The organism is Inquilinus sp., assembly GCF_039594555.1.
Taxonomy (GTDB): Bacteria; Pseudomonadota; Alphaproteobacteria; order DSM-16000; family Inquilinaceae; genus Inquilinus.
The window spans coordinates 1-6,947 of sequence record NZ_JBCNNF010000361.1 but is presented as its reverse complement, the minus strand read 5'-3'; the positions used below and the strand labels follow the sequence as shown (position 1 = coordinate 6,947).

8 protein-coding genes are annotated in these 6,947 nt (G+C 71.4%); 4 read left to right on the top strand and 4 right to left on the bottom strand.

All coding sequences use genetic code 11. The annotated features are described in order from the left end of the window. A partial coding sequence (locus tag ABDW35_RS28460; RefSeq protein ID WP_343717227.1) for a GMC family oxidoreductase N-terminal domain-containing protein occupies window positions 1-1,093 on the bottom strand: 1,093 nt, incomplete at its 3' end. Window positions 1,094-1,179: 86 nt separating this feature from the next. Between ABDW35_RS28460 and ABDW35_RS28455 the strand changes: the two genes are divergently transcribed. Continuing rightward, window positions 1,180-2,088 (top strand): LysR family transcriptional regulator, encoded by a 909-nt coding sequence (locus tag ABDW35_RS28455; RefSeq protein ID WP_343717226.1) that lies wholly within the window; start codon window positions 1,180-1,182, stop codon window positions 2,086-2,088. A gap of 208 nt (window positions 2,089-2,296) precedes the next feature. After that, a complete protein-coding gene (locus ABDW35_RS28450; RefSeq protein WP_343717225.1) occupies window positions 2,297-2,701 on the top strand; it encodes a RidA family protein in 405 nt (134 codons plus the stop codon). A 40-nt stretch (window positions 2,702-2,741) separates the two neighbouring features. Here ABDW35_RS28450 and ABDW35_RS28445 read toward each other — a convergent pair whose 3' ends face one another. After that, a complete protein-coding gene (locus ABDW35_RS28445) occupies window positions 2,742-3,404 on the bottom strand; it encodes a class I SAM-dependent methyltransferase (protein WP_343717224.1) in 663 nt (220 codons plus the stop codon). Between the two features lie 94 nt (window positions 3,405-3,498). Here ABDW35_RS28445 and ABDW35_RS28440 point away from each other — a divergent pair, with 94 nt between their 5' ends. Then, the gene (locus ABDW35_RS28440) at window positions 3,499-4,131 is read left to right on the top strand and encodes a TetR family transcriptional regulator (RefSeq protein WP_343717223.1); all 633 of its coding nucleotides are present in this window, start codon (window positions 3,499-3,501) and stop codon (window positions 4,129-4,131) included. Between the two features lie 4 nt (window positions 4,132-4,135). Here the strand turns inward: ABDW35_RS28440 and ABDW35_RS28435 are convergent, their stop codons facing one another. Next, window positions 4,136-4,771 (bottom strand): NrsF family protein, encoded by a 636-nt coding sequence (locus ABDW35_RS28435; RefSeq protein WP_343717222.1) that lies wholly within the window; start codon window positions 4,769-4,771, stop codon window positions 4,136-4,138. Further along, window positions 4,768-5,325 (bottom strand): sigma-70 family RNA polymerase sigma factor, encoded by a 558-nt coding sequence (locus ABDW35_RS28430; RefSeq protein WP_343717221.1) that lies wholly within the window; start codon window positions 5,323-5,325, stop codon window positions 4,768-4,770. The genes ABDW35_RS28435 and ABDW35_RS28430 overlap by 4 nt, the downstream gene beginning before the upstream one ends. Before the next feature lie 366 nt (window positions 5,326-5,691). Here ABDW35_RS28430 and ABDW35_RS28425 point away from each other — a divergent pair. Next, window positions 5,692-6,947, top strand: a 1,256-nt coding sequence (locus tag ABDW35_RS28425; RefSeq protein ID WP_343717220.1) for a hypothetical protein, incomplete at its 3' end; no start/stop codon positions are given.

Genomic DNA, 6,947 nt, shown 5'->3' with positions numbered 1-6,947 from the left:
GCGGCTGGATGTGCATCTGCAGGTTGGGCGTCGCATGGCGGTCCGAGGAGCGGGTGAAGGCGCCCAGCTGCGACGGCGCCATGGTCATCGCCCCGCGCCGCAGCAGCGCGTATTCGGCGCCCATCAGGCCGCGGCGCAGCAGCGACCGGTACTGCATGTTCAGCGTCGGCGCGCCTGTGATCTTGAAGATCGGGCGGATCTGCAGGTGGTCCTGCAGGTTCTCGCCGACGCCCGGCAAATGGCGCGCGACCGCGATGCCCATCTGCCGCAGCCGCTCCCCGTCGCCGATTCCGGAGCGCTCCAGCAGCGCCGGGGTCGCGACCGCGCCGGTCGAGACGATCACCTCCGCCCGCGCCCGCAACAGGCGCTGCTGCCCGTCGTGGCGGATGACGACGCCGGTGGCGCGGCCGTCCTCGATGACGATCCGCTCGGCCAGCGCCCGGGTGAGGACCGTGAGGTTCGGCCGTTTCAGCGCCGGCCGCAGGAAGCCCCGCGCGGCGCTCCAGCGCCGGCCACGCTTCTGGTTGACCTCGAAATAACCGCAGCCCTCGTTGTCGCCGCTGTTGAAATCGGCCGAGCGCGGGATGCCGGCCTGCTCCGCCGCGCCGATGAAGGCGTCGAGGATGCGCCAGCGCAGCCGCGGCCGGTCCACCCGCCACTCGCCGCCGGCACCGTGCAGGGCGTCGGCGCCGCGCCAATGGTCCTCATGCGATTTGAACACCGGCAGCACGTCGTCCCAGCCCCAGCCGACCAGGCCCTGCTGGCGCCAGCCGTCATAATCGGCGGCCTGGCCGCGCATATAGATCATGGCGTTGATGGCGGAGCAGCCGCCCAGCACCTTACCGCGGGGATAGGCGAGGTCGCGGCCGTTCAGGCCGGGGACGGCCTCGGTCCGGAACAGCCAGTCCGACCGCGGATTGCCGATGGCGAAGAGGTAGCCGACCGGGATGTGGAACCAGATCCAGTCGTCCTTGCCGCCCCCCTCGACCAGAGCCACCCGGTGCCGTCCGCCCGCGGACAGGCGGTTGGCCAGGACGCAGCCGGCCGACCCGCCCCCCAGGACGATGAAATCGAACTCCTGATCCCCGGCCATCGGCAGTCCTCCCCATTTGCTGCCCTTGCCTTACGGGGAGATTTTGATCAGGAGTACCGGAATGTTGCCCAGGAGGCTGTGCGATTATGAACGGCATGCGCCGCTACGACTGGAACGACCTCAGCTACTTCGTCGAGGTGGCGCGCCACGGCACGCTCAGCGGCGCGGCCCGGGCCATCGGCAGCGACCATGCCACGGTCAGCCGGCGCATCGCCGCGCTGGAGCATGCGCTCGGCTCGCCGCTGTTCCACCGCAGCCCGGTCGGCTACATGCTGACCCCGGCCGGTGCCGCGCTGCTGCCGCATGCCGAGCGGGTCGAGACCGCGGCGCGGGCGGCGACGGAAGCGTTGGGCCGGCCCCAGGCCGGGCTGGCCGGCAAGATCCGCCTGGCCACGCCCGACGGCTTCGGCAACCACTTCCTGGCCCGGCATCTCGGCAAGTTCACTGCGGCCTATCCCCGGTTGACGATCGAGCTGGTGACCGTGTCGCAGATCCAGTCGCTGTCGCAGCGCGAGGGCGAGCTGTCGGTGACGCTGGCGCCGCCAGCCCGGGGCCGGTTCCAGACCGAGCGGCTGACCGAGTACGACCTCGCGATCTACGGTGACGCCGGCTACCTTACCGAAGCCCCGCCGGTCCGCACCCGCCAGGACCTGCGCGCCCACCGCTTCATCGGCTATGTCGACGACCTGGTCTTCACCCGCGAGCTGGACTATCTCGGCGAGGTGCTGCCGGGGCTGAGCGTACCGCTGCAGGCGACCAGCCTGCTGGGGCAGCTGAACGCGGTGCTGCGCGGCGACGGGCTGTGCGTGCTGCCGCGCTTCATCGCCGGGCAGCATCCGGCTCTGGTCGAGGTGCTGCCCGGCGAGGTCCGGCTGCGCCGCAGCTATTGGATCAGCGCCCATCAGGACCAGGCGGAGCTGCCGCGGGTGCGGGTGCTGCGGGAGTTCATCCGGCACTGCGTCGAGCGCCACGGCGACTTCCTGATGGAGGGCTGAGGCTTCCTTTGCCGGTGATTTGCCGCACCCGGGTCATGAACGTCTCGCCAGATGACATACGCCGCGTATATTCCATTTGACATACGCAGCGTATGAACCGATGTATGGACATACGGGGCGTATGTGAATGGCCCCGGATGTGGAGCGCAGAGCGCCGGATCCCGAACCTCGGGTGGCCGGCCTGCCTCGTCCAACCCGGAGTGACGTTGTGGCCAAGCGTGATGCGGTTTTCCCTGCCGGCCGGCAGGCGCTGTACGAGATCAACCGATATTCGGCGGCGATCCGCTCGGGCGATCTCCTGTTCGTCTCGGGCCAGGTCGGCAGCCGCGAGGACGGATCGCCCGAGCCGGATTTCGCCAGGCAGGTCCAGCTCGCCTTCGACAATCTCGCGGCGGTGCTGAAGGCGGCGGGCTGCACCTTCGACGATCTGGTCGACGTGACCACTTTCCACACCGACCCGGCCCGGCAATGGGAGACGATCGCACCGATTCGGCTGAAGGCGATCGGCGAGCCGCCCTATCCGAACTGGACCGCGGTCGGCGTGAACTGGCTGGCCGGCTTCGATTTCGAGATCAAGGCCATCGCCCGCATCCCGCAGGCCGGCGGGCACTGACCCCGGTCGCGGCTGCCGGGCGTATCACCCGGCGGCGGCGTCAGCCGAGCCGCAGCGACAGCTCGACATCCTCGCCGAACGGGATCGACAGGTAGCCGCCGCCCGGCGCGCGCACCCGCGCCAGGTAGTCCGGACTGTAGTCGGCATTGTCGGCGAGGATGAAGGCGCCCGGCCGCAGCCGGGTCTCGACCAGGTCCAGGATCTCGGGATACAGCGCCTTGGCGCCGTCCAGCAGCACCAGGTCGATTGTCTCGGGCAGGTCGGTGGCCAGCGTCTTCAGCGCGTCGCCCTCGCGGATCTCGACCAGGTCGAGGACGCCGCCGGCCGACAGGTTGGCGCGGGCCCGCTCCACCTTGGACGGCTCGAACTCGCTGGTAATCAGGCGGCCGCCGCCATTGTCGCGCAGCGCCGCGGCCAGGTGCAGGGTCGAGATGCCGAAGGAGGTGCCGAACTCCACGATCGACCGGGCGCCGCAGCCCCGCGCGAGCATGTACAGCAGCGCGCCGGCCTCGCGCGACACGGCCAGCGGGAAGTCCTTCAGCCGGCCGTAGAAGTCGAGATACTCGGTCTTGCTGCGCATCAGCCGCTCATGCTCGCCGGCGAGTCCGGCCAGGTCGGGGCTCGCCATCGGCGAGGCTTCGTCGGCTGCGGCGAACAGCCGGGCCAGCAGGGGCGCGATCGGGGCGGTGGTCAGGGTGGTCATGAGAGGCTCCGGTCGGAACAGGGGCGCGGTGTTGCGCCGAAGCGAAAATACGACTAGTTCGTCAGGTTCCTGAGTCGCGTTGCCGGAGCCGTCCGTGGCCGACCGCCGAACCCCGCAGATTGCCTCGCGAAAACAGCCGCAGCAGGTGCGCTCGGAAGGGCTCGTCGCCGCGATCCTGGAGGCCGCTGTTCAGGTTCTGGCGAAGGAGGGCGCCCAGCGCTTCACCACCGCGCGGGTGGCCGAGAAGGCCGGGGTCAGCGTCGGGTCGATCTACCAGTATTTCCCGAACAAGGCCGCCATCCTGTTCCGGCTGCAGAGCGACGAGTGGCGGCAGACCAGCGACCTGCTGGGCACCATCCTCGCCGATGACCGGACGCCGCCGCTGGAGCGGCTTCGCCGGCTGGTCCACGCCTTCCTGCGCTCGGAATGCGAGGAGGCGGCGATCCGCGGCGCCCTGAACGATGCCGCGCCGCTGTACCGCGACGCGCCGGAGGCGACCGAGGTGCGGGCGGCCGGGCGCCGCGCCGGCGAGGCCTTCATGCGGGAGCTGCTGCCCGATGTCCCGGACGCGGTCCGCGACCTGGCCGGCCATCTGGTGATGACCACGCTGAGCGAGGTGGGGAAGAGCTTCTCCGACCGACCCCGCACCCCGGCGGAGATCGAGGCCTATGCCGAGGCGCTGGCCGACATGCTGTGCGCCTATCTCGAACGCGTGGCCCGGGGCTGAAAAGCTACCAGCGCAGCCAGCGCCGCCCTGCCAGGGTGCCGATCAGCACCACGATCCCGGTCGCCAGCGTGTACCAGGTGGCGACGAAGAACGGGCTGTCGTCGGGGCAATGCGCGGCATAGAAGGTCGCGGCGATGCCGCTGGCCACCAGCCCGGCGACCGCCCCGGCCCGGCCCGGGTGGCGCGGCGCGCCCTGGCGCAGCGCCCACAGCAGCAGCGCCAGCGGGCCCAGCGCCATCAGCGGGATCAGTGTCAGGCACCAGCGGGCATTGGTGCCGATCCAGCGGGCGCCCCAGCTCGACATCGGCATCGCCATCATCTCGAGCGCCACGGCGACGGCCAGCAGCAGCGGTGCCGCCAGCAGCGCCCAGCGCCAGGCGCCCAGCGGCACGCCCGGCCGCGCCAGGTGCAGGATCAGCCCGGTGGCGGTGACGGCCAGCGCCAGGGTGACGACGAATTTGAACAGGTAGCGGATTGTCATTGCCGCCTGCATCGCGTCCGGCCGCACGCCGATGCCGGTGAAGAAGATCACCCCGGCCACGACCGCGCCGCCGGCCATCGCGGCCGCCACCGCGCGGCCGAGCCGCCAGCGGACGGGCGCGTCCTGCGCCAAGGCGGTGATGAGGTCATCGGTCTTCAATCAGTGTCACTCCGGTACAAAGCCGCCAGCGCCTTCAGGGCGCGATGCAGCGCCACGCGCACGGCGCCCTCGGTCATGCTCAGACGCGTGGCGGTCTCACGCACGCTGCCGCCCTCGACCGAGATCGAGCGGACGATGTCGCGCTGCTGCGCCTTCAGCTGCGACAGCAGGCGCTCGACGTCGCGCTGCTCCAGCCCGTCCGGCGTCGCCTGGGCCTCCAGCGTGTCGATCACATCCTCGATCGGCACGTCGACATGGCGGCCGCGGCGGCGCAGCGCGTCGATCATCTTGTTGCGCACGATCACCGAGATCCAGGGGCCGATCGGCCGCGACTGGTCCCAGGACCCGCGCTTCAGATGGATCGCCAGCAGCACCTCCTGCACCACGTCCTCGGCATCGGCGGCGGAGCCGCCGAACAGGGCGCCGCGCCGCCGCGCCATGGCGCGCAGATGCGGCGTCACCGCCTGCAGGAACAGGCGATAGGCACCGGCGTCGCCCGAGATCGCGGCCCGCATCCATGTCGCCCACTGGTCCTCCCGCACCGGATCACTCACGCGTCATCACCTCATACGGCTCCGACTCCGGATTCGTTACAGGACCGGCGCGTTGCTCGACCGGCATCAGAAAAAATTTCCACGGCCGTGTAATACCAGCGGCATGACTGTCGAAGAAGCCGTCACAAGCCCATTGCGGCGTGCCTCTTCCGCGGACCATTCCATGGATCGTCTCCTGCCTCTTCTTGCCCCGAGGGCCGCGGATCCGGCGACGGCGCATCCTGCCGGCCTCACCGGTCTCCCCGCATTGCGGTCGAGGGTCGCAACCCCGGACGGCTGACCCACCGCCAGACACCCCCTCCGAACCGAACTGCCGCCGCGTCGCCCGATCGACGCCACGGTCGAGCCTTGCCCAAAGGACGTGCCATGCCGTTGGATGCCTTCGACCTTTCGACCAGCTCCGCCAGCCCTGCCGCCACCGCCGCCTTCGAGGAGGCGGTGCGCGGCCTCGCGGCCCACCGGCCCTCGACCGGGCTGGCCCTCGGCCGGGCCCTGGAGGCCGACCCCGACCATGTGCCGGCCCTGGCGCTGAAGGGCTTCGCCAGCCTGATCCTGGCCCGCGAGGAGCTGGCCGGGCCGGCGCGCGAGGCGCTGGCCGCCGCCCGGCGGGCCCTGGCGGCGCGGGACGGCGGCACCATAGATGAGCGGGCGCTGGTCGAGGCGCTGGCCTTGGCCGCGGAGGACCGCTTTGCCGACGCCGCGACGTCCCTGGACCGGAGCTTCGCCGACCGACCCGCCACCTTCCTGCCGTTCAAGATCGCGCATGCGCTGCGCTTCATGCTGGGCGACGCCGCCGGCATGCTGGCCGCGTCGCAGCGGATGATGGCGGTGTGGTGTCCCGATCGGCCGGCCGCGGGCTTCCTGCTGGGCTGCCACGCCTTCGCAGTCGAGGAGCACGGCGCCTATGCCGCGGCCGAGGCCTATGGCCGCCAGGCGGTGGCGATGGAGCCGGACGATGCCTGGGGGCTGCATGCCGTCTCCCACGTCCACGAGATGCGGGGCGAGACCGCCGCCGGCATCGAGTGGCTGGAGGCCAGTCGCGGCAGCTGGTCCCGCTGCAACAATTTCAGCTTCCACATGGCCTGGCACCTGGCGCTGCTGCATCTGGAGCGCGGCGAGCATGAGCGCGTGCTGGACCTGTACGACCGGGAGGTGCGGCCGGCGCCGACCGACGATTTCCGCGACATGGCCAATGCCGTGTCGCTGCTGTGGCGGCTGGAGCGGCTGGGCGTCGATGTCGGCGGCCGCTGGGCCGAGTTGGCGGAGATCGCGCGCAAGCGGCGGGCCGACACCACCCTGGTCTTCGCCGCGCTGCACAATCTGATCGCCCTGGTCGCGCTCGGCGACCGGCCGGCGGCGGCGGAGCTGGTGATGGCGCTGCAGGTGCGTGCCCAGGGCGGCGGCGACCAGGCCCGGGTGGCGGCCGATCTGGGCCTGCCGCTGGTCCGCGCGATCGCCGGGATGGGCGGGGAGCGCGGGTCGCTCGACCGGCTTGGCGCCGCTCTCCCGCAGCTCGGCGGCAGCAACGCCCAGCGCGACCTGTTCGTCCTGGCCCTGGCCGAGGCCGCGTCCCGGCGCGGCGACGCTCCGGCCCTGCGCGCGATCGGCGCCGCCCGCCGCCG

What these genes read in the sequence shown, in the direction of transcription:
- ABDW35_RS28445 (WP_343717224.1), bottom strand. Translation starts at nt 3,404, where the DNA reads ATGACCACCCTGACCACCGCCCCGATCGCGCCCCTGCTGGCCCGGCTG.
- ABDW35_RS28455 (WP_343717226.1), top strand. Translation starts at nt 1,180, where the DNA reads ATGAACGGCATGCGCCGCTACGACTGGAACGACCTCAGCTACTTCGTC.